19 protein-coding genes are annotated in these 21,706 nt (G+C 61.4%); 5 read left to right on the top strand and 14 right to left on the bottom strand.

Features of this window, described 5'->3' with window-relative positions; genetic code table 11:
• Positions 1-205 precede the first annotated feature (205 nt).
• Positions 206-1,534, top strand: a complete 1,329-nt coding sequence (locus tag AAEZ05_RS04825; RefSeq protein WP_350646720.1) for an MFS transporter — start codon at positions 206-208, stop codon at positions 1,532-1,534.
• Positions 1,535-1,571: 37 nt separating this feature from the next.
• Here AAEZ05_RS04825 and cahR read toward each other — a convergent pair whose 3' ends face one another.
• From cahR to AAEZ05_RS04805, 4 genes are all read right to left on the bottom strand, one after another.
• A complete protein-coding gene (cahR, locus tag AAEZ05_RS04820) occupies positions 1,572-2,576 on the bottom strand; it encodes a transcriptional regulator CahA (protein ID WP_045057668.1) in 1,005 nt (334 codons plus the stop codon).
• Positions 2,577-2,681: 105 nt separating this feature from the next.
• The gene (locus AAEZ05_RS04815) at positions 2,682-3,560 is read right to left on the bottom strand and encodes a serine hydrolase domain-containing protein (protein WP_045057669.1); all 879 of its coding nucleotides are present in this window, start codon (positions 3,558-3,560) and stop codon (positions 2,682-2,684) included.
• A 92-nt stretch (positions 3,561-3,652) separates the two neighbouring features.
• A complete protein-coding gene (chrA, locus tag AAEZ05_RS04810) occupies positions 3,653-5,011 on the bottom strand; it encodes a chromate efflux transporter (protein WP_045057670.1) in 1,359 nt (452 codons plus the stop codon).
• 199 nt (positions 5,012-5,210) lie between these two features.
• Entirely contained in the window at positions 5,211-6,062 is an 852-nt protein-coding gene (locus AAEZ05_RS04805; RefSeq protein WP_045057671.1) for a CAP domain-containing protein, read from the bottom strand.
• Between the two features lie 199 nt (positions 6,063-6,261).
• On the opposite strand from AAEZ05_RS04805, the gene AAEZ05_RS04800 reads away from it, so the two are divergent.
• Positions 6,262-6,876 (top strand): cell wall hydrolase, encoded by a 615-nt coding sequence (locus AAEZ05_RS04800; RefSeq protein WP_045057672.1) that lies wholly within the window; start codon positions 6,262-6,264, stop codon positions 6,874-6,876.
• 75 nt (positions 6,877-6,951) lie between these two features.
• Here AAEZ05_RS04800 and AAEZ05_RS04795 read toward each other — a convergent pair whose 3' ends face one another.
• On the bottom strand, positions 6,952-7,650 hold the full coding sequence (locus AAEZ05_RS04795) for a dienelactone hydrolase family protein (protein ID WP_350646719.1): 699 nt from the start codon (positions 7,648-7,650) through the stop codon (positions 6,952-6,954).
• Positions 7,651-7,702: 52 nt separating this feature from the next.
• Positions 7,703-8,218: an HvfX family Cu-binding RiPP maturation protein gene (locus AAEZ05_RS04790; protein WP_045057674.1), complete on the bottom strand. Its 516-nt coding sequence runs from the start codon at positions 8,216-8,218 to the stop codon at positions 7,703-7,705.
• Positions 8,219-8,448: 230 nt separating this feature from the next.
• Between AAEZ05_RS04790 and AAEZ05_RS04785 the strand changes: the two genes are divergently transcribed.
• Complete coding sequence (locus AAEZ05_RS04785; RefSeq protein WP_045057675.1) at positions 8,449-9,951, top strand: aldehyde dehydrogenase family protein; 1,503 nt, start codon at positions 8,449-8,451, stop codon at positions 9,949-9,951.
• Between the two features lie 71 nt (positions 9,952-10,022).
• Here the strand turns inward: AAEZ05_RS04785 and AAEZ05_RS04780 are convergent, their stop codons facing one another.
• The 4 genes from AAEZ05_RS04780 to AAEZ05_RS04765 form a co-directional block, all read right to left on the bottom strand.
• Positions 10,023-10,352 (bottom strand): hypothetical protein, encoded by a 330-nt coding sequence (locus AAEZ05_RS04780; RefSeq protein ID WP_045057705.1) that lies wholly within the window; start codon positions 10,350-10,352, stop codon positions 10,023-10,025.
• 519 nt (positions 10,353-10,871) lie between these two features.
• Positions 10,872-11,375: a GNAT family N-acetyltransferase gene (locus tag AAEZ05_RS04775; protein ID WP_350646718.1), complete on the bottom strand. Its 504-nt coding sequence runs from the start codon at positions 11,373-11,375 to the stop codon at positions 10,872-10,874.
• A 25-nt stretch (positions 11,376-11,400) separates the two neighbouring features.
• Positions 11,401-12,030, bottom strand: coding sequence for a glutathione S-transferase family protein (locus AAEZ05_RS04770; RefSeq protein WP_350646717.1), 630 nt, complete (start codon positions 12,028-12,030; stop codon positions 11,401-11,403).
• 78 nt (positions 12,031-12,108) lie between these two features.
• Positions 12,109-14,058, bottom strand: a complete 1,950-nt coding sequence (locus AAEZ05_RS04765; protein ID WP_350646716.1) for a DNA topoisomerase III — start codon at positions 14,056-14,058, stop codon at positions 12,109-12,111.
• Between the two features lie 328 nt (positions 14,059-14,386).
• Between AAEZ05_RS04765 and AAEZ05_RS04760 the strand changes: the two genes are divergently transcribed.
• A complete protein-coding gene (locus tag AAEZ05_RS04760; RefSeq protein ID WP_350646715.1) occupies positions 14,387-14,749 on the top strand; it encodes a DUF427 domain-containing protein in 363 nt (120 codons plus the stop codon).
• Between the two features lie 11 nt (positions 14,750-14,760).
• Here AAEZ05_RS04760 and lldD read toward each other — a convergent pair whose 3' ends face one another.
• The 3 genes from lldD to AAEZ05_RS04745 all read right to left on the bottom strand — a co-directional run bounded on the left by lldD (position 14,761) and on the right by AAEZ05_RS04745 (position 19,480).
• A complete protein-coding gene (gene lldD / locus AAEZ05_RS04755; protein ID WP_045057680.1) occupies positions 14,761-15,918 on the bottom strand; it encodes an FMN-dependent L-lactate dehydrogenase LldD in 1,158 nt (385 codons plus the stop codon).
• Between the two features lie 92 nt (positions 15,919-16,010).
• Positions 16,011-17,633 (bottom strand): MFS transporter, encoded by a 1,623-nt coding sequence (locus tag AAEZ05_RS04750; protein WP_045057681.1) that lies wholly within the window; start codon positions 17,631-17,633, stop codon positions 16,011-16,013.
• A 200-nt stretch (positions 17,634-17,833) separates the two neighbouring features.
• A complete protein-coding gene (locus tag AAEZ05_RS04745; protein ID WP_350646714.1) occupies positions 17,834-19,480 on the bottom strand; it encodes a GMC family oxidoreductase in 1,647 nt (548 codons plus the stop codon).
• A 121-nt stretch (positions 19,481-19,601) separates the two neighbouring features.
• Here AAEZ05_RS04745 and AAEZ05_RS04740 point away from each other — a divergent pair, with 121 nt between their 5' ends.
• On the top strand, positions 19,602-20,504 hold the full coding sequence (locus AAEZ05_RS04740) for a LysR family transcriptional regulator (protein ID WP_350646713.1): 903 nt from the start codon (positions 19,602-19,604) through the stop codon (positions 20,502-20,504).
• Between the two features lie 94 nt (positions 20,505-20,598).
• Here AAEZ05_RS04740 and AAEZ05_RS04735 read toward each other — a convergent pair whose 3' ends face one another.
• Positions 20,599-21,699: a DNA alkylation repair protein gene (locus AAEZ05_RS04735; RefSeq protein WP_350646712.1), complete on the bottom strand. Its 1,101-nt coding sequence runs from the start codon at positions 21,697-21,699 to the stop codon at positions 20,599-20,601.
• Between the last annotated feature and the right edge of the window lie 7 nt (positions 21,700-21,706).

The raw sequence follows: 21,706 nt of genomic DNA, 5'->3' as shown, positions 1-21,706 counted from the left end.
CGGCGTAACAGACAAGCGTGGGAGCTTCGCCGCTCCCACGCTTGTTTATCGACCATTGCTGGACACCATACGGCATGCGCGCCCAAGAACGTGCAGCACTTACTGACCTTGATCCCTGCCAAGTAAAACAATAGAGGGTATTTGTCATGTCACATGTCTCGACTGTTCTTCCCCGTTTTTGCACCTCCACCCCGGGAGGTGCGCAATGAGCACCGCAAGCCTCACCCTCGCGCAGACCCACGAAAGAACTTCCGAGCGCAAAGCCCTGCGGCGCGCGGCCAGTGCCAGCTTCATGGGTAACTTCGTCGAATGGTTCGACTACGCCGCCTACGGTTACCTGGCCACCGTCATCGCCCTGACATTCTTCCCGCAGACCGACAAGCCCAGCGCCTTGCTGGCGACGTTCGCGGTGTTTGCCCTGTCGTTCATCGTCCGTCCCCTGGGTGGCCTGGTCTGGGGGCATTTTGGTGACAAGTATGGGCGGCGCAGCGCGTTGTCCTGGTCGATCCTGATTATGTCGGTCTCGACGTTCTGCATCGGCATCCTGCCCACCTACAATCACATCGGCCTGTGGGCACCGGCGTTGCTGCTGGTGATCCGCCTGTTCCAGGGGTTCTCTGCGTCCGGTGAATACGCCGGTGCGTCGGCATTCCTCGCCGAGTACGCCCCGGAAGGCAAGCGCGGCCTGTACACCAGCATTGTCCCGGCCAGTACCGCCGCCGGTTTGTTGTTTGGCGCGGTCTTCGTGGCGGGCCTGCATGCCTGGCTCAGCGTCGAGGACCTGCACAGCTGGGGCTGGCGCTTGCCGTTTCTGCTGGCGGCGCCGTTTGGCCTGGTGGGGCGTTACATCCGCATGAGCCTGCAGGACACGCCCAAGTTCCTGGAGATGGAAAAGCGCCTCGAAGCCAAGGAGTGTGCGACCCATGCCCCGGTTCGCGAGCTGCTGACCGTGCACCGGCGCAGCCTGATCATCGGCATCGGCGTGACCTGCCTGAACGCCGTGGCGTTTTACCTGCTGCTCAGCTACATGCCGACGTACCTGTCGACTGAAATGGGCATGAGCGAAAGTGATTCGTTCCTGGCGTCAACGGTGTCCCTGGCGACCTACATCGGCCTGATTTTCCTGATGGGCAGGCTGTCGGACCGCTTTGGGCGCAAGACCATGCTGCTGACGGCTTCGGTGTTGTTCCTGTTGCTGACCTTCCCGCTGTTCGGAATGCTCGATCATCAGCCACTGCTGGTGGTGTTGATGATCCAGATCGCATTCGGTGCAATCCTGGCCATGAATGACGGCACCTTGCCGTGTTTCCTCGCCGAGATATTTCCCACTCGCGTGCGCTTCAGCGGGTTTGCCTTCAGCTTCAATATCGCCAACGCGGTGTTTGGCGGGACCGCACCGTTTATCGCGACCTGGCTGATCCAGATGACCGGTAACAAGATGGCACCGGCCTGGTATCTGCTGGCCGCTGCAGCGGTAGCGTTGGTGGCCATGCTGGCTAGCCGGGAGACGGCGCACAAGGCTTTGCAGGATTAATGTGGGAGCAAGGCTTGCCCGCGATGGCGTCCTTGCATCAATGCACTGCCAACTGCTTGCGCTCACCGATCGGCGACACTCCAAAAAACCGGCTATAGCATTTGGAAAAATGTGCCGGGGACACAAAGCCGCAGGCGAGCGCGATATCGCGGACCTGCGACTCGCTTCGCAGCAGCAATTGCCGCGCCCGCGACAGGCGTAGCTCCAGATAGTACTGGCTGGGGGTGCGCTGCAGGTGTTTGTGAAACAGGCGCTCCAGCTGGCGCACCGACACTTCGTTCAAACGCGCGAGCTCTTCCAGGCTGACCGGCTCTTCAAGATTGGCTTCCATGATCGCCACCATCTGGCTGAGCTTGGGCTGCGAGGTCCCCAGCTTCTGCCTTAAAGGCACGCGCTGCTGCTCCTGCGCCCCGCGCACCCGGTCGCACAGCAGCAACTCGGCGGCATGGGCGGCGATGTCGCGGCCACCAGGTTCGCGGGCGATCAGTTGCAAGGTCATGTCCATGGACGCCACGCCGCCGGAGCAGGTGTAGCGATCGCGATCCAGTTCGAACAGCTGATTGGAGATGATGATCCCGGGAAACCGCTCTTTGAGTGCCTCGATATCTTCCCAGTGAATGGTGCAGCGGTAACCCTTGAGCAGATCCGCGCGCGCCAGCAGGTGGCTGCCGGTGCAGATGCCGCCCAGCGTGACCTGCTGATGGGCAAGCTTGCGCAGCCAGTTGAGCAGTGGCCGGCTGCTGTGATTGGAGACTATCGGGTTTGCGCCGACCACGAACAGAATGTCCAGCTCGGGGGCGTCGACGATCGAGTAATCAGGCAGGATGCGCATCCCGTTGCTGGCGGTGACCGGGTCCAGTGTGGCGCCGATCACCACCGTGCGAAACATCGGCCGGCGCGCCGCCATATTGGCCATGCGCAGGGTTTCCACGGAGGAGGCAAAGCCAATAGTGGTGAAATTGGGAATGACCAGAAAGCCAACGGTTTTCACCGGCCGTTGTTCACCTGCCGGGCCGTCCACGGGCGGCGTGTTCGCCTTCATCAATACTCTCCGCTGTACCATTGACGCGTTCTGCGCAGGTAGCAACCTGTTGCGGCATCATCGCGTTTTCCTGAGGGTCATGTGCAGGTACCGAGTGCTTGAATATTACACCCAGTGCTCGCTCAACAGGCGCACGGCCTCGGCCTCCACGGCGCCTTCGTCGGTGCCATCGGAAAAGACCGCGCAGGTGGTGATATCCGGGCCGCAAACACTGCGATAAACCGCCACGACACTGCCGGGGCCGACGCCGGTATGACCACTGAGGATGCGTCCACCCTCGACCGGCCCGTGCATCAGGCCGAGGCCGTAACCGGGGGCGATCCAGGGACGTCCCGGGATCGGTCCACCGAGCGTGCGCACTGCCTGCATTTGAGCAAGCAAGGAGTGCGCCAGGAAGTCTGAAGCGTATAAACGGTCCAGGCACGAGGCGGCCTCCACCAACGGCCCTACCAGCAGCCCGTGGTACACCCAGCCCGGGTCATAGGTGGCGACAGCGCCCATGTTTACCCCGTGCAGATCGACTTCACGCCTGGCGAGACGGACCCGGGACAGGCCAAGCGGTACGAACACCCGTTGCGCCAGGGCTTCATCCAGGGCAAGGCCAGTCAAGCGCTCGATCAGTCGCGCCACGTACAGATAACCGACATTCGAATAGTGCCAGCCATCTCCCGGTGCGTAACGCAGGCGGCTTGCGTCAAGGCGTTGCAGCATTTCATCCGCCGGCCAGGGAACGTCGCCGCGGGCGACTGCGCCGTGGTAATCGGCCAGTTCGCTGTAGTCCGCCAGGCCTGCTTCATGGCGCAACAATTGGCGCAGGGTAAAGGGGCCTTCGGGCAGTGGCTGATCCAGCTCGATCAGGCCATCGCGCACCAGCGTCAGGGCGGCAGCCGCCAGCACGGTCTTGGTAAAGCTCCACCAAGGGATCGTCGCATCGGACCGATCCGGGGTCAGGGGTGTACCGTTGGAAATAAGGGAGAAAAGCATTGCTGGCTGCTCTGAAAGGGGGCGCGGCGAGAGTTTGCCAGAATGCAAAAGCCGGTGATCAAATGTTTACATCCGGTCATTGCTGAATGACCTTAGCGCAGCCAATGCACCAGCACGCCCGCCAGCGCGCATGCCAGCAGTACTTCGATCACACCGCGCTTGAAAACCAGCAGCGCGATCGCCGCCACCACTGCAAGCAACAGCGACACCCAGTCGAACCCGCCACTGAACCCGCCTGGCCACAGCACGTGATAGCCGAAAAACACCGCGAGGTTGAGGATCACCCCGACCACCGCTGCGGTGATGGCGGTCAGCGGCGCGGTGAATTTAAGTTGGTTGTGAGTCGATTCGACCAGGGGACCGCCAGCCAGGATGAACAGGAACGAGGGCAGGAACGTAAACCAGGTCACCAGCGCCGCCGCGAGCGCGCCCGCCAGGAACGCCTGGTCCGGGCCAAATACCTGTTGCACGTAGGCGCCAATGAAGCCGACGAACGCCACCACCATGATCAACGGACCTGGGGTGGTCTCGCCCAGCGCCAGGCCGTCGATCATCTGGGTGGGTGTCAGCCATCCGTAATGACTGACCGCGCCCTGGTACACATAGGGCAGCACCGCATAGGCGCCACCAAAGGTCAGCAGCGCGGCCTTGGTGAAGAACCAGCCCATCTGGGTGAAGGTGCCGTGCCAACCGAACAGGAGGGTGAGCGCGCCCATCGGCAGCGTCCACAGGATTGCCCCGATAAACGCCAGGCGCAGCAATTTCAGGCTGCTGAAGCGGGCATGTGCGGGGGGCGGGGTATCGTCATCGATCAGCGCGGGCCCAAACGATTTACCCTTGGCCAGCGCTGTGCCGACCGTGAATTTTCCGGGGGCAAGGCGTCCGCCGACGTACCCGATGAGTGCTGCGGCCAGCACAATCAAAGGGAAGGGCACGTTCAACAACAGGATAGCGGCAAAGGAGGCGCCGGCAATGCTCCACAGCCAGTTGTTCTGCAACACCCTGGAACCCATGCGGTGCGCGGCTTGCAGCACGATGGCGGTGACCGCCGGCTTGATCCCGTAGAACACCCCGACCACGACCGGCACTTCGCCGAAAGCAATGTAGACCCAGGATAATGCAATGAGGATGAACAACGACGGCAGCACGAACAGCGCGCCGGCAATCACGCCGCCCCAGGTGCGGTGCATCAACCAGCCGAGATAGGTCGCCAGTTGCTGAGCTTCGGGGCCCGGTAGCAACATGCAGTAGTTGAGGGCGTGCAGAAACCGGCGCTCGGAGATCCAGCGCCGGCGCTCCACCAGTTCCTGGTGCATGATCGAGATCTGCCCGGCCGGGCCGCCAAAACCGATCAACCCCAGTTTGAGCCAGAACCCGAAGGCTTCCCGTAGCGGGACCGCCCGGGGTGATGCCTGAGCCTGTTCGTCGGCGGAGCAGGGGGGATGGCTCAAACAGGTGCTCCCGAATGACTTAACCGTGACCCAACGCGATCGCAAACGACACGACGATCATGCACGCAAACGCGAAATTGAGGTTCATGAGGGCTTGTTCCGTAAAGTGCTAAAAGTGCAGCCATCTTGAACAGGTCGCGCAGAAATAAAAAATTCGCCTTCATGATTTGAAAGATCGAAGCAATTGATACCTCGGTCATTACTGGGTGCCGAACATCGCCGTCCAGTAAATCCCCGCATCGCTCTTCGGGTCTACCGCGTAGGCCGCGCCCAGTTCCTTGTACGCGGGGTTCATCAGGTTGGCGCAGTGACCAGGGCTGGCGATCCAGCCGTCGACGACCTTGCCCACGGTGTCTTGCCCTGCGGCGATGTTTTCGCCGATCTGCTGGCCGATGTAGCCGGCCAGTTCCGCGCGGTCACCCGGCGTGCGGCCGTCGCGATCCTTGTGGTCGAAAAAATTGTTGTTGGCCATGGCTCGCGAATGGGTCTCGGCGGCGCTCGCCAATGTCGCGTTCCAGGCCAGCGGGGTGGTAGCAGCGAACGATTGCGTGCCGCACTGGCGAGCCTGGCTGCGGGCGTTGTTGAGCAGGGTTAGGACTTTCTGGCCTTCGGCCTGGGAATCGCCCAGGCGTGCGGACATCAGCGGCCGCGCCAGCACGATGCGCCAATCGCGGTCGTCGCGACTCACGCCGATGTCGACAAACTGCGGGTCGAGCACCACGTGGCAGAAACTTTCCCGAATGGCTTGCATGGCCGATTGCGCATCGCGCGGGCCGGACAGGGTGATCGCCTGCACATTGACCATCGGGTAGCCGGCACTGGCCATGGCTTGCTGCAGGTTGCGCACGTTTGTTGCCGACAGTGCCAGGCGTGGATCACCTGCCAGTGGCGGCAGTTCCGGTGATACCTGGTCGGCGCAACGCTGGGGCTGGGTGCGGTAGAGGTTGATCGAATCGATCAGTTGTTTCTCATCGACCGCCAGCGCCTGGGCGGCGAATGACAGGCCCAGCGACAACGCGGCGAGGCGCATAACGGATGAAATGAAGCGCATGAAAATCCCCTTGGGCAGACTGCGCCCATGATGCGCGATTTCACCCCCGCTTGCGCAATGCCTTTTTGTGCCAGGAAACAGTTTTATTGGCCGCCGGATGAAATGAATTGGGGCGACTACAATTAAGCCAGGCCGCCGATTAGCGCGTAACAGCGTCGATAATGCGCTGCCCCATCCGGTTCTTTGAGAAGGGTCGATCATGCGCTTGATGTGGACTGCAACCTGCCTGGCACTCTCCCTGGTCGGCGGCCAGGTGATGGCCACTGAACTTGAACAGCAAAAAGCCGAGGACAAGGCTGAGGTGCTTGAGCAAAAGGCGGCGGAAAAAGGCCCCGATGTCCCGGTGCCCAAAGCCGAGGCGATCACCACCTCGGAGGTGCAGGCGGTCGATCCCGCCGGCTCGGCGCCGCTGGATGACGCCATAACCTGTCTTGCGCGTTCCATCTACTGGGAGGCGAAGGGCAGGCAGACCCGGGAAATGGAAGCCGTGGCCAGCGTGGTCATGAACCGCCTGGGGCACGAAGGTTTTCCCGACACGGTATGCGCAGTGGTCAAGGAGGGCTCGGAAAGCCGTAACTGTCAGTTTTCCTGGTGGTGCGACGGGCGTTCGGATCAGGTCAGGGAGGATGCCGAGTACGCGGTCGCCAAGGAAATCGCGCGCAAGGCGCTGAACCGCACGCTCAATGACCGGACACTGGGGGCAATGTATTTCCATGACAAAACGGTGCGGCCGGATTGGGCGGGCAAGTACATCAAGACGGCGGATATCGGCAGGTTCAGGTTCTACAAGCCGCGGGGCGGGGACGCGAAATAGGGGCGTGGAGACGAGCTTCAGGAATGGGCGACAAAAAAGGCACCTTCCCAGGTGCCTTTTTCGTGTGCCGCCGTCTTACAGTTCCTGACCCAGGAAGATCAGCGTATTGCCATGGGCTTCAGCCGCAGCCCGTTGGTTGTAGCTGTCGCGGTGCGAGCAGTTGAAACCGTGTTCGGCTCGCGGATAGATGACGATTTCCACGAAGTCGTTGTTCTCGAAGCGCTCGGCGATTTTTTCCACCGCTTCCAGTGGAATGTGGCTGTCCTCTTCACCAAAGTGCATCAACAGCGGCACGGTGATTTCGTCGGCGCGGTCCAATTGGTCCTGGATACCGCCACCGTAGTAGGTGATCGCCACGTCCACCAGGCCGTTGGCGGCGGTCAGGTAGGACAGCAGGCCGCCGAAGCAGTAGCCAATGGAGGCCACGCCGCCATCCAGGCCCGGCTGGTCCTTGAGAGCGGCAATGGCCAGCTTGATGTCGTCCTGGGCTTTGGTGATGTCCGTGGCATTCATCAGTTCGACGGCGCGTTTCCAGCCGGCTTCGTCGTACGTCAACTCGATGCGCGCGCCGCTACGCCAGAACAGATCCGGCACGACCACCAGGTAGCCGTCGGCAGCGTATTGTTCGGCGACCGAGCGGATGTGCTCGTTGACGCCGAAGATCTCCTGGATCAATACGATCCCCGGGCCTTTTTGCGTGTGGGGAATCGCCAGGTAAGCACCGAATTTACCGTCGGCGCTGTCGATCTCGATCCATTGGGTGGTTACGCTCATGGTGGCTCCTGTCTACGCGAGTGAGGGGGGTGTAGCTTGCCACGGTAACATTTCAACGAATGTTACGGCGCCAGAAAGTGCATGCCAGCAGCGCATCGAGGCTGAGTTTGCCTGCGCCGGTCAATACCAGCGGAAGGAGAGCGGCGAGGTAAATCAGCGGCAGCTTGAAGTTGCCATGTCCCTTGTTGCTGATGGCGTAGCCCTGGGCCAGCTCACTCAATGTAGACCAATCGGCCGGCCAGTGGACCGCTGCGGTGGCGACGACGGTCACCACCATCAGGATGAGCGCCGAGACTCGCGTGCCCAGGCCTACCAGCAGGGCCAGGGCGCAGATCAGCTCGGCCCACATCGACAGTTCCCAGTTGAAGGTGGCGGGGACCTGGTTGAACGGAAACGGAAATCGCTCCTGAATGTCGGCAAACCAATTCTGCCCGTTCCACTTTTCCAGGCCCGACTCAAAGAATTCCCAGGCCAGGAACACCCGCAAGGTCAGCGGCGCCATCCAGCGGCCGGCGCGGTCGAGGTTGAAGTGCAGGCCTTTGACGGCCGAAGAGAGTGAGGTGTTCATGGGCGGGATCTCCGTTGCGCGTTTTGATCGGCCTGGCCAATCGACCGGCGGATTTCATCAGCCGGGTGTATCAGCGATGTGTCGTGGGCCAGGGAGATTGGAGGGTTAGTGTGTCGGGGATGGGGGTGGATACACATGGATACGCTTGAGCTGGTTGAAATGCCGGGAATGACGCTTCGGGGATTTTCCGGTACCTTTTCTGCCCCTCCATTGCATGGTGAAACCGCTTCATGTCTCTTGCGCTCGATCGTCTAGTCGCTGGCACGCCCATTCCGTTCGCCGGGAATCGTGTCACTGTCGTCAGCCCCGAACTGGCTGAGCGGTTCCAGCCCGGTGACCACCTTCTGGTGGAGCAGGTCAGTGGTGAATTGCTCTTGATTCCGGTGGCTGACCAGCAAGCGGCAGCCGTGGCGATCGAGCGCGCCGAAGCGGCTTTCAAGGCGATGTCGGCCGTGTCGGATGAGGCGATCAGCGAATTTTTCGACCACTTCGCGCAGCGCCTGGAAAGCCCGCAGGCCTGGGCGTTGATCGAGGCGGCGAACCTGGCCGATATCGAGCGGGCCAAGGCCCGTCGACGTTCCACCACGCGACTGCTGGCCAATGAGCCGATGCGCCGCGACATGATCGCCGGACTCAAGGCCTGGCGCGATGCGTCGGCGTCTCGCGGCAAAGTCATCAGTTGCGTCGAGCATGACGGCTGGAAGGTCGAACAGGTGGTCTCACCGCTGGGCATTGTTGCGTTTGTATTCGAGGGTCGACCGAATGTCTTTGCCGACGCTGCTGGCGTTCTGCGTACGGGCAACACCGCCGTGCTGCGCATCGGCAGTGATGCGTTGGGCACTGCCCAGGCCATCGTTACCCATGCATTGAACCCGGCGCTGGCGGATGCCGGCTTGCCCGCCGGCGCTGTGTCGCTGGTGGAAAGTGTCAATCACGCAGCGGGTTGGGCCATGTTCGCCGACCGGCGCCTGTCGCTGGCCGTGGCCCGAGGTTCTGGCCGCGCAGTCAGCCAGCTGGGCAGTATCGCCCAGCAGGCCGGCACCGCCGTCAGCCTGCACGGCACCGGAGGTGCCTGGCTGATAGCGGACAAGGACGCCGACGCCCGGCGTTTTGCCGCCGTGGTGCGCAACTCCCTCGACCGTAAAGTCTGCAACACCCTGAACGTCTGCCTGATTCACCGCGACCGGGCCGATGAATTGGTGCCGTTGTTTCTCGACGCCCTGCAGCAGGCCGGCAACAGCCGTGGTCAAGGCTGCAAATTGCACATCGTCGAGGGCAGCGAAGGGCGCTTGCCGCCGGAGTGGCAAACGGCGAGCGTCGAGGTCTATCGCGCCGATGGCTACCGCACCGAAGCGCTGGCTGAGCCATTGCCCGAGGCTCAACTGGGGCGTGAATGGGAATGGGAGGAAACGCCCGAAGTCAGTCTGAAAATCGTGGATGACCTGGATCAGTCCATCGACCTGTTCAACCGCTACAGCCCGCAATTCACGGTGTCGTTGATCAGTGAGGACGCCAGCACCCAGGAGCGCTTCTACAACGCGGTGAATGCGCCTTTCGTGGGTAACGGAATCACCCGTTGGGTGGATGGCCAGTACGCATTGAGCAAGCCGGAGCTGGGCCTTTCGAACTGGGAGAGCGGTCGCCTGTTTGCACGCAGCGCGATTCTCTCGGGGGATGGGGTGTTCACCATTCGCAGTCGCATGACCCAGATTGATCTGGGCGTTAAACGCTAAAAAAGCTGGCTACAAAAAAGGGCCTGCTCTTTGGCGAGAGCAGGCCCTTTTTATATTAGAGGTGTGAAGTATCAGTAGAACCGGTCAATCACCCGAACTTCGTTCTGGTTCTGCATCGACGCCCACGCCTGTTTCAGCGTTTGCAGAACACTGCCGATGAAGTCTTTATCAGCGGCGGCTTTCTTGCCAACGTAGCCCTGGCCGCGACGGTACATCTTCAGTCGGGCAAGCAGGTTCTGGTTGTTCTTGTCGAATTCCGTCTCATCGGCGTGCGTTGCCAGGCAGTCCATATGAACCTGGCCCGACTTGCTGATCCACAGAATATGGCTGTCGTGGCTGTCTTTTTGCGCAGCGAACATGCGAGCCAGTTCTTCGATAGTGGGTTGATTGTTCAGATTCATGATTTGCCCCTTGACCATTTGGTGATCTTTCAAAGTTGGTTCGCTAATACAGGTAGCCCATCGGTTAGTTGATCCCTGGCACCGAAACCAGGACGTCAGCGTTCATTCGCCGAATGTGGCGAGGTCCCGCGTCTGTTGCATGTAGTCGTGTTGAATAACTGCTACGCAATAGCGTCACAACGAAGAGAAGCAGCGAAAACCTGGAGGCCACTGCCGACTTTTCAGGGTCGGCCACAAGCTTCATGAGGATTGATCGCCAGCGCTTCTCGTCCTTGTACTGGACGTTCGGGCCAGGTCAGCTTCTTCAATCTGCCTTGTGGGCAGCGTGTATCCGGGAATAACAGCTCGGCGGTCAGACGAGCTTGCTCAAACATGTTGCCGTACTCCCGATCGGGGAGATGTCTGCATCATGCAAGGGCAAATCGGAGGCGTCAATGGTTATGTAGTGATTATTTTTGTTCACTACATATTGTCGGACAAAGCGGTTTGGAATGAGCAGGGCGAGGCAGCGCGCCCCGTTCAGACGGCCTGGGGCGGGGTTTCGAAGCGGTAAAAGGTGCAGGGATGTCCATCCACCGGTCGCTGGTGCAGGCTGTACTGGTGGCCTGTGAGAATCGGTATGAGTCCGGCCCAGAACCGCCGTGCCGGCTGGTTTGCATCGATATGGAAAATTTGCCATTGGCCCGGGTGGCCGCTCAAGAGGGCAGAGACGACAAACTTCGCGACGCCTTGGCCACGAAAACGTCGAGTGACGAACAGATAACCCAAGTTCAACTGCGCGCTATCGAGGTGGGTCTGGTCGTCGACAGTCACGAAGCCGGCCAGTTCGCCGTCAACCGTAATCAGGAAGGGCCGGGTGGCCGGCTTTCTCCAGTAGTCCACCTGGGGCTGGATACTGAAGAAACCGTGCCCTGCGAGCTTCAGCGGGAGCCATTCACTGAAGTCGTACACGTAGAACTGCATCAGGTTTTCAATGGTGTCCAGATCGTCGCGTTGGGCGGCGTGCAGTTCTATCACGGGCATTAAAAGTGGCTCCTGACCGGGTTGATCAGTGGGGCGCGAAATCGTATGGGCCACCGGTCTTCAGTGCGGCCGCGTAGGCTGGGCGTTTCTGGAAGCGGTCGACCCAGGCGGCGACGTGCGGGTACTGATCGAGTTTGCCTTGCGCCCTGGCGATCTCGCCGATAAAGCTCATCTGTATGTCCGCGGCGCTGAATTCAGCGCCCAGCAGGTAGTCGCCCTGGCTCAGCGCCGTGTCGAGGTAACCCAGGTAGTTGGCCACTTCCGAGTTGATCCGTGGATGCAATGGCGCGCCAGCCTCGCCCAGTCGACCCACGTACAGGTTCAGCATCAGTGGCAGCATCGCCGAACCTTCGGCGAAATGCAGCCATTGCACGTATTGATCATAGGCGGCTGTGGCGGGGTCAGGTTGCAGGCGGCCCTGGCCGTGGCGTCGGATCAGGTAATCGATGATGGCCGCAGACTCGATCAACGTCTGTTGACCGTCTTCGATGACCGGGGACTTGCCCAGGGCATTGACTGCCTTCAACTCCGGTGGTGCCAGGTTGGTCTTCGGGTCACGCTGGTAGCGCTTGAGCTCATAGGGGATGCCCAGTTCTTCCAGCAGCCAGAGAATCCGTTGCGAGCGAGAGTTGTTCAGGTGATGGACGATAATCATGTTCTTGGCCTTTTCAGGTAGTAGGGCTGGCGCCGGGCTTGAACAACACTAGACCATCACAGTCCGCGCGAAGTGCCCTTATGGTTTGCTTGCCGGTTTTGCCGTGCGCCGGGCGCTGGTGGCCGGTTTGCGCTTGGCCGGTTTGCGTTTGTTTTTCCACGGCGTGGCTCCGCGCCCTGCCGGGCTTGCAGGCCCGCTGATGGTCAGGCTCAGGCCTGCGCAGCGGGCCACCTGTTTGCTCATCCAGGCGGCCTGTTTGGTGACAAACTCTTCCAGGCTCATCTCGCCGCTCTGCACCATGTCCAGCGCCTGTTCCCAGATCGCCGTGGTACCCGGGTCGGCAATGGCCCGGGGCACGGCGTCGATCAGGCTGAATGCCGCCGGGGTCGCGGCCAGCGCCTTGCCGTTTTTAATCAGGTAGCCGCGGTCGAGCAGCCCCTGGATGATCGACGCGCGAGTCGCTTCGGTACCGATGCCGGTAGTGTCCTTGAGTTTTTGCTTGAGCAGCGGATCTTCCACGAGCTTGGCGACATTTTTCATCGCCTTGATCAGGTCGCCCTCGGTGAAGGGTTTGGGCGGCTGAGTCCAGAGGTCCTTGAGCTTGACGTCGACAACCTTGCATTCACGACCTTCGGCCAGGGTCGGCAAGGTTTGCGGAACCGGCGCTTCGCGTCCCTTGGCCGGGGCCAGGGCCTCGGGCAGGGCGCGTTTCCAGCCAGGCTCGACGATCTGCTTGCCAACAGCTCGCAGCGCTTGCCCGGCGCAGTCGAAGTCGGCCTGGGTCCGGTCATACTCGTGGTTGGGCAGGAACTGCGCCAGGTAGCGTGCGCGAATCAATGTGTACACCGCCCGCTGCTTGCCCACCAGTCGCTCGAGGTTCTTGGCTGCCGCCGTGGGGATGATCCCGTGGTGAGCGCTGACCTTGGCATCGTTCCAGGCGCGGGAGCGTCGGTGCGGTTCAAGGTGATCATTCAATGCGTTCAGGCCGTGATCGGCCTGCCTTAACGCTGCCAGAATGCCGGGCGCCTCGCCGTGCTGACTGACCGGCAGGTAGCCGCAGTCGCTTCGAGGATAGGTGATGACTTTATGGGTTTCGTAGAGTGCCTGGGCGATGTCGAGCGTCTCCTGGGCACCGAGGCCCAGTTTCTTCGAACAGACCTCCTGCAAAGTGCCCAGGTCGAAGGGCAGGGGGGCGACTTCACGCAGGCGCTCGGTACGCAGCTTGACCACCCGGGCGCTGGCCGCCTGGCTGATAGCTGCTGCGGCCTGCCGGGCCAGTTCCGGGTTCAGGCAGCGGTCCTGGTCGTCGCAAACCTCGGAAGCTGCGCGCCATTGCGCGGTGAATGGTGTGCCGTCGTGCAGCAGTTGCACGTCAATCGCCCAATAGGCGACCGGGACGAAATCGGCAATGCTGCGATCCCGGTCCACCACCAGGCGCAGGGTGGGCGTTTGCACTCGACCGACCGGCAACACGCCCTGATAACCGGACTGCCGTCCCAGCAGGGTGAACAAGCGGCTCATGTTCATGCCGATCAGCCAGTCGGCCCGGGAGCGGCCCAGGGCGGAGTGGTACAGGCTGAACGTCTCGGCTCCCGGCTTGAGCGCCGCCAGCGCCTTGCGAATTGATGCGTCATCCAGCGCCGATAACCAGAGGCGACGAATCGGCCCGCGATACCGGCAATGTTCGACCAGCTCCCGAGCGATCATTTCGCCCTCGCGGTCGGCGTCCGTGGCGATCACCAGCTCATCGGCTTCGCCCAGCAGCCGTTTGACTGCCTTGTACTGGCTGGCAGTGCGCGGCTTGACGGTCATCTTCCATTTATCAGGAATGATCGGCAGGTCTGCCAGCACCCAGCGCTTGTAGCGTGCGTCGTAGGCATCCGGTGGCGCGGTTTCCAGCAGGTGGCCGATGCACCAGGTCACCGTGACGTCCGTACCCAGCCAGCAGCCATCGCCGCGACGCCGGGCGCCGAGCACGGCCGCAATATCCTTGGCCTGGGAAGGTTTTTCACAGAGGTACAGCCGCATGACCACCATCGATGTTCAGTGTACGAGAGGTGCACAGAATGGCGGTTGACGGGCGAGGGATCAACCTTTATCTGTATGGATGTACAGCAGATGAGTTTCCGTTCGTTGCCCTGAGCCACTGCCGTTGGGCCGAGCCCGTCACCGAAGGGCCTGGAGTGAAGCTTCCGTTCGGCTGTGAAGCGTTCGTGCAGGCGTAACTTGGGTTATACCTGATAGCTGGTGATGCAGGTTTTGACCACGCCAAGCTGCCCTTTATGAGGATGCTCGCCCCCCGCGGGTACAAGCTTTCGCACCGATCGAGTCAAGTCTTCCAAGAGGAATCCACTCCATGTCAACTCCCCCCGCTGTCATTACCATTGCTGAACAACCGGGCTGTCTTCTGGTGAAATTCCACGGCATCCAGGTGGCCGCGTCCTCGCGCGCGCTGGTGCTGCTGGAGGCCAATTACCCGCCGGTGTATTACGTCCCGCGCGAAGACATCGACGAGAAGTACTTCGCCCGCACCGATCACACCAGTTATTGCCCGTACAAGGGCGACGCCAGCTATTTCAGCCTGCAGGTTCCCGGGCATGAGGGGGCCAACGCGGTGTGGAGTTACGAGAAGCCCAAGGTGTCGGTGGCGCAGATCAAGGATTACGTCGCGTTCTACCCGAATCAGGTTAAGTTCGAATTGCTGGACGTCGAGGTCTGATAAAACGCCAGTTAAACCAGGTCCGATAGCCGCTGTGCCTGGACCAAGGTGGTTTCGTCGATCTGATCGATCGACGTCACCCCGGTCAAGGTCATGGCCACGCGCATTTCCCTGGCAAAGATATCCAGCATGTTTTCCACTCCGCGTTGACCGTCGGCGGCCAGCGCGTAGGCCATTGATCGTCCCAGCAGGACGCCTTTGGCACCCAGCGCGAGCATGCGCACCACGTCCAGCCCCGAACGAATGCCCGAGTCGACCAGCACGGTCAGGTCATTCGCCACGGCTTGCACGATCGGCGGCAATGCCCGGGCGGTCGAGAGCACGCCGTCCAGTTGGCGGCCGCCATGGTTCGACACGACGATGCCATCAGCCCCGAAGCTGACCGCGTCCCTGGCATCCTGGGGATCGAGGATGCCCTTGATGATCATCGGTCCTTGCCAGAAATCGCGTATCCACTCCAGGTCACTCCAGCTGATCGACGGGTCGAAATTATTCGCCAGCCAGCCCATGTAATCCTCCAGGGTCACGGCCTTGCCGAGGTATCTGGAAATGTTGCCCAGATCATGGGGACGGCCCATGAGGCCGACGTTGAAAGCCCAGTCGGGCCGGGTCATGGCTTGCAGCATGCGCCGTGTCGAAGCATACGGGCCGGACATCCCCGAATGCGCATCGCGATAACGCGCGCCGGGCGTTGGCATGTCCACGGTGAATACCAGGTTCTTCACGCCGGCCGCCTTGGCTCGCTCGAGGGCGTTTTTCATGAAACCGCGGTCCTTGAGCACGTACAGCTGAAACCAGATCGGTTGCTGGCTCTGGGCGACGACTTCCTCGATCGAACACACCGATACCGTCGAAAGGCACAAGGGGATGCCTTTGTTTTGCGCAGCCCTGACGGCCTGGACTTCACCCCGGCGGGCAAACATGCCCGTCAGGCCGACCGGCGCCAACACGATTGGCATTGCGAGTTTCTGTTCGAACAGGGTGGTCTCCAGGCTCAGGGTCTCGACGTTTTTCAGGATCCGCTGGCGCAGGCTGATGCCGCTAAGATCGGCGCTGTTGGCCCGCAACGTATGCTCCGCATAGGCCCCGCCGTCGATGTAATCGAACAAAAAGCGCGGGAGTTTGCGCCGCGCCGCCTCGCGATAGTCGGATGCAGATGAAATGATCATGAAGACGCTGCCTCGGTCTGGTGATTGCGATGACCCATGTGCTCAGGTTAACGAAAACGCCCCGCGTGTGCGGGGCGTTTTTTCGTCTGCTGTCAGTTGGTGTCCAGGTCGACGTTTTTCGTCTCACGCAAACAGATCAAGCCGACCACCAGGCTCACCCCGGTGATCAGCACCGGGTACCAGAGCCCGTAGAAAATATCCCCGGTGTACACCACCAGCGCAAACGACACCGTCGGCAGGAAGCCACCGAACCAGCCGTTGCCGATGTGATAGGGCAGGGACATCGAGGTGTAGCGGATGCGCGTCGGGAACAGCTCGACCATCAGCGCTGCCAGCGGGCCGTAGCACATGGCGGAGATGATGATCAGCCCGACGATCAATGCCACGATCATTGGCTTGTTGATCAGCTGGGTGTCTGCCTGTGACGGATAACCGGCCAGGGTGATCGCACCGCGCAGGGCGGCTTCGTCGTAGCCGTCGATCTTCACGTCGCCGACGCTGACCTGCACGGCGCTGCCAGCGGGGGCTGCGGCGCTGCTGTAGGGCAGCCCTTGCTTGACGAGGAAGGTCTTGACCTTGTCGCATGGGCTGTCGAATTTCGCTTTGCCCACTGGATCGAACTGGAAGGTGCAGGTGGCCGGGTCGGCCAGCACGGTGATCGGCGCCTGTTGGCTGGCCAGGTCAATGGCGGGGTTGGCATAGTGCGCCAGGGATTTGAAGATCGGGAAGTACAGGACCGTGGCCAGCAGCAGTCCAAGCATCAGCACCGGTTTGCGCCCGACCTTGTCCGACAGCCAGCCGAAGAAGATGAAGAACGGCGCGCCGATGATCACGCTGATGATCAGCAGGCTGTTGGCCAGGGCCGGGTCCATTTTCAGGAACTGGGTGAGGAAGAACAGCACATAGAATTGCGCCGCGTAGAAGGTGACGGCCTGACCGGCGTTGATGCTGAACAGGGCAATCAGCACCACCTTGAGGTTTTCCCATTTGCCGAAGGAGTCACGAATCGGCTGCTTGCACAGCTTGCCTTCCTCTTTCATTTTCACGAATGAGGGGGACTCGTGCAGACTCAGGCGAATCCAGGTGGAAATCCCCAGCAGCACGATGGAAAACAGGAACGGAATCCGCCAGCCCCAGACTTCAAACTGGTCGCCGGTGAAATAGCGGCAACCCAGTACCACCAGCAGCGACAGCAGCAGGCCGAGGGTTGCGGTGGACTGGATCCAGCTGGTGTGGAAGCCGCGCTTGCCGATCGGTGCGTGTTCCGCCACGTAGGTAGCCGCCCCCCCATATTCACCGCCCAGGGCCAGGCCCTGGAGCATGCGCAGCACCACCAGGATGATGGGCGCGGCAATGCCGATACTGGCGTAGGTGGGCAACAGGCCGACGCAGAAGGTCGCCACGCCCATCAGCACGATCGTCGCCAGGAAGGTGTACTTGCGCCCGATCATGTCGCCCAGTCGGCCGAACACCAGCGCGCCGAACGGCCGCACGATGAAGCCTGCCGCGAAGGCCATCAGGGCAAAGATGAACGCCGTGGTGTCATTGACCCCCGAGAAAAACTGCTTGCTGATCACTGCGGCGAGCGCGCCGTAGAGGAAAAAGTCGTACCACTCGAAGACCGTTCCAAGTGACGAGGCGAAGATGACCTTGCGGGTGTCGTGACCGATCTCGGCGCGGCCCACGGTCTCCAGCGGCTGAACATGTTCTGACATATCGGTATCCCTTACAGTGATTGTTTTTTTTGTTCCACTGTCGGCGCCTGCCTTGTGGGCGGGTGCCGGTACTTCGATGTAGGTAGTGCGTGCAGGCCCCGCCGCCGTAGGAGCTGCCGAAGGCTGCGATCTTTTGATGTTGCTTTTCAAGATCAAAAGATCGCAGCCTCCGGCAGCTCCTACGGGGGGGCGCGGGGGTTTCAGGTGGTGGTGACCCGTTCCTTTGGCGTGGTGGTGCTCCTTAAGGTTGGATTGAGGATCAATTCAGCGGCCTTTTCCGCAATCATCAGCGTAGGCGAACAGGTGTTGCCCGAGGTAATTCTTGGCATGATCGAAGCGTCGGCAATCCGCAGACCGGGGATGCCGTGGACTTTGAGCTGCGCGTCGACCACCGCGTCCCGATCGTTGCCCATGCGGCAGGTACCCACCGGGTGAAAAATCGTCGTGCCGATGCGCGCGGCCGCTTCGTGCAGTTCTTCCTCGCTTTGCAAACTGTCCCCGGGCAGATATTCCACCGGGTTGAAGCGGGCGAGGGCGGGTGCCGACACGATGCGCCGGGTCAGGCGAATGGCATCCGCCGCGACCCGCAGGTCTTGCGGATGACTCAGGTAGTTGGGCTGGATCAGTGGCGCGTCCTGGGCATTGGCGCTGCGGATTTCCACGCGACCACGACTTTGGGGGCGCAAATCACACACCGACGCAGTGAAGGCGGGAAAGGCATGCAACGGCTCGCCGAAGCGCTCCAGCGACAGCGGCTGCACGTGGTACTCGAGGTTGGCCGAGGTCTGCTCCGGCCCCGACCGGGCAAAAGCGCCCAACTGGCTCGGCGCCATCGACAGCGGCCCGCTGCGGTTGTAAAGGTAACGCAGGCCCATGCCCATCTTGCCCCACACGCTGCCGGCGATCTGGTTCAGGGTGCGGGCATTTTCCAGCTTGTAGATCAGCCGCAGTTGCAGGTGATCCTGCAGGTTGCCGCCAACCCCCGGTAGTTCATGGGCCACACCGATGCCGAGTGATTGCAGGAGTGGGCGAGGGCCGATGCCCGAGCGTTGCAGGATACTTGGCGAGCCGACGGCGCCTGCGCACAGGATGATCTCCTGGCGAGCCCTGAATGTTCTCGGTTGGCCCTGGCAGCGGCTGATGACCGCCGAGGCGCGGCCATTGTCCAGTTGTACGCGATCAACTTCGACGTCAGTCAGTACCGTGAGATTGGGCCGGTGCCGCACGGGCTTGAGAAACGCCTTGGCCGCATTCCAGCGAACCCCGGCTTTCTGGTTGACCTGGAAATACCCGCAGCCTTCGTTGTCGCCCTTGTTGAAGTCATCGACGCTGGCAATTCCGCTCTGTTCGGCGGCGCTACGGAACGCGTCCAGAATCGGCCAGGACAGGCGCTGGCGTTCGATCCGCCATTCCCCGGCAGCGCCATGAAACTGCGAGTCGCCGGCAAAGTGGTCTTCACTTTTCCTGAACAGCGGCAACACCTGGTCCCAACCCCAGCCGGGGTTGCCGTCGGCGGCCCAGCTGTCGTAATCGCCCGCCTGGCCGCGCATGTAGATCATGCCGTTGATCGAGGAGCAGCCGCCCAGCACCTTGCCCCGTGGATAGCTCAGGGCGCGCCCTTGCAGCCCGGCTTGCGCTTCGGTCTTGAAGCACCAGTCGGTACGCGGGTTGCCGATGCAGAACAGGTAACCCACCGGAATGTGAATCCACGCATAGTTATCGCGCCCGCCCGCTTCGAGCAGCAACACCCGATGCTGCGGGTTGGCCGAGAGTCGATTGGCCAGCAAACAACCGGCCGGACCGGCCCCGACCACTACATAGTCGTATTCATCAAGGGAAGTCGACATCCCTGACCTCGTATTGTTGTTCTTGTTGTCAGACATCCTAGTTGTTAGCTTTCGTTTAAAGAATGTTAATTTTTGCGCAGCCGCTGTGCGTTTTTAAACAGTGCGGCCTTGGGGACGATCGATGTTCGACTGGAATGACCTGCGGTTTTTTCTTGAACTCCAGCGCAGCGGGCGCTTGCTCACCGCCGCGCGTCGTTTGAACACCACCCATGCCACCGTCGCCCGGCATATCGAAGCCATCGAAAAAAGCCTGGGGACCGCGCTGTTCGTCCAGCATGCCCAGGGTTACCAGATGACGCCTGCTGGCGAAGCGCTGCTCAAACACGCCGAGGCCATGGAAAACGTCGCGTTGCTGGCCCAGGAAGAAATGACCCAATCGACGGCGCCCCTTGGCAAGATCCGCGTGGGTGTCACCGAAGGGCTGGGCATCATGTTTCTCGCCAGCCGCATGAGTGACCTCTTCGAGCGTTACCCCGGTCTGGAAGTGGAGCTGGTCGCGGTGCCGCGTTTTGTCAGCATCCTCAACCGCGAAGCCGAAATCAGCATCCACCTGGAACGGCCGGCGGCCGACATGCTGGTCACCCGCAAGCTCACGGACTACCGCCTGGCGCTCTATGCCAGCCAGGACTACCTGAATCGTGCGCCCCCGCTGCGCAGCCGTGAAGACCTAGGCCGGCATGCGTGGATCGGCTATGTCGACGACCTGCTGTTCAGCCAGGAACTGATGTTTCTCAACAGTTTCTGCCGCAACCCCCAGGTGGTGTTCCACAGCACCAGCGTCATCGCCCAGCAGCAGGCGGCACGCTCGGGGCTGGGGATCGCGGTGCTGCCTTGCTACATGGCCAGTGCCGACCCGGGATTGGTGGCGCTACTGCCGGATGAAAGCCTTCTGCGCAGCTACTGGATCAGCACCCGCCGCGAGCTGCACAAGTCGGTGCGGCTGCGGGTGTTGTGGGACTACGTGGTGGCGTTGTGTGAGAGCGAGCAGGGCCTGTTGCTGGGCACGGATCAAGCTGCACTGTAGGAGCGAGCTTGCTCGCGATGGTCTTAAGGTCGCGGCGGGTAACCTGTTGCCCCGCCTTATCGTGTACCTCCATCGCGAACAAGGGATTGGTGTTTCACGGCAGGATCTCGAAGGCCGTTGTGGCCAACCGCTCGCCGTTCACCATCACATGCACCGCGTGCTTGCCCGCGTAATGGCGGCGGGTGGTGAGCTCCTTGATCTGCTGGCTGCGCGCTACTCGTTCGCAAGCCTTGCCCGGCAGGGTCAGCGCCTTGAGCTTGAACACCTTCGCCGAGGTGCTGCCATTGCCCTTGACGTAGTCGATCGCATAATCGATCACCAGCCGCTGGCCGTGCTCGACCGTGGATTGCACGGCAAACGACAGAGTGATCTTCTCACCAAGCTTAATGACTGGAGGCTCAACCCGAACGTCCGTGATCTGGACCTCGGCCTTGCCGCCTGCGCCGATGATCGCCAGCGCCCGTCGATTGCCTTGCTTGATCAGGCTGCGCAGGGCGTGTTTGGCGATCCAGGCAGTGTGCCGGTTCTCCAGCGACCAGCCCTCGATCAGGTCCAGCACCCAGTCGGGATGCTCCTTGGTGATGTCGTTCAAATGATTGGCCACGGACTTGCGCACGTACAGGCTGTCGTCGGCCTTGAGGTTGTCGAGGATCGCCGCGGCCAGGCCCGGATCAGCCTGAATCCGCTCCAGCCGGAAAGACCAGGGCAGTCGCGGCCGGCTGCCTTCGCTCGCCAGGCGGCGGACGTGTTCGTTGTCATCCAGCGACCACTGGTGCATGACCGCCAGGGTGCGCTCGAAATCGCTGCGCAGGAAATATCGGATTGCAAACTCCGATGAACCGAACGTGGTGAAGTATTTGAGGGCGGCCATCGACTCTTCGAACGCATGGCTGCCGTAGGTCGCGACATAATGCGGCAATGAAATGCTGACGAAACCGCTGTTCAACCGAGGCGCCAAGGCCCGCAGCACGCCGAGGGTTTCCTCGTAGCTCAACGGCAGCACCGCATACAGACATTCACTGACCCGGGCCATGCGCTGCATGATCGACAATTCGGCGAGGCCTTCGTTGGCCATCTTCATGAATGCCTTGGCATTGAACTCGGGATACACCGCGCTCATCTCGGTCGCGATGTGCCGGAGGCGCTCGGCGTTGAAGATTTCCTTGAGCGCAGGAGCGGGTTGATCAGCAGCCATTGTGGGT

It is taken from the genome of Pseudomonas sp. HY13-MNA-CIBAN-0226 (genome assembly GCF_040310305.1).
In the GTDB taxonomy this organism is placed as follows: Bacteria; Pseudomonadota; Gammaproteobacteria; order Pseudomonadales; family Pseudomonadaceae; genus Aquipseudomonas; species Aquipseudomonas gregormendelii.
This window is presented reverse-complemented; position numbering and strand designations above follow the sequence as displayed.